This window comes from Spiroplasma sp. ChiS, from assembly GCF_002968355.1.
In the GTDB taxonomy this organism is placed as follows: Bacteria; Bacillota_I; Bacilli_A; order Mycoplasmatales; family Mycoplasmataceae; genus Spiroplasma; species Spiroplasma citri.
Map to the genome: position 1 here is coordinate 1 of NZ_PUUH01000268.1, position 663 is coordinate 663.

Here is a 663-nt window from a genome sequence, read left to right on the forward strand (position 1 = left end):
TGTGAAATTATCTTTTATGCTGATAATCCATATACAAATAATGAAGAAGATTATTTACGCTTATCAGTATGAAGTTTCAGAGGTAAAACAAAAAGTGTTTTAAATAATTATTTACGTGATATGACAACTAATTATAAAACTAGTTTCTTACTACCACATGATTATGAAATACCAACCTTTAATTACCCTCAGTATGTTCTTCCACCAGCACCATATAACTATAAAGTTTATACCAAAGATATATGACGTGCTAATACACAAATACCATTAAAAACTAAAATTACAGCACCAGCACAATGTACTAAATATGTATAAAAAATTGGAACAATTAATTATTTTAATTTATTTTCTGATGAATTTAATCAAGGTTATTATGAAACTGAAATTGATTTAAAACAAATTGACCCCACAATTCAAAGTATTGAAAAATTTATTAGTTCCTATAAAACAATAGAAATAAGTAATTTAGGTAATTTACAAGTTAGATGTGTTAAACCTGATATAGAACGATTTATTAAAGATAGAAATGCTAATTTATCTGCAGGTGATAACGGTTGTAATTATAATTTGGGTTTATTGTCTAATATAACTTTACAAAAATCAGGTTTAGAACAAAAGGATAAAGTTAATTTTCCAAATACTTTTACAATAGAAACAAAAAAA

General features: G+C 24.6%; 1 protein-coding gene. It reads left to right on the forward strand.

What is annotated here, in order from left to right:
* Positions 1-315: hypothetical protein (locus tag C6B38_RS10305; protein ID WP_162475928.1), on the forward strand; the 315-nt coding region annotated here is incomplete at its 5' end.
* Positions 316-663 lie beyond the last annotated feature (348 nt).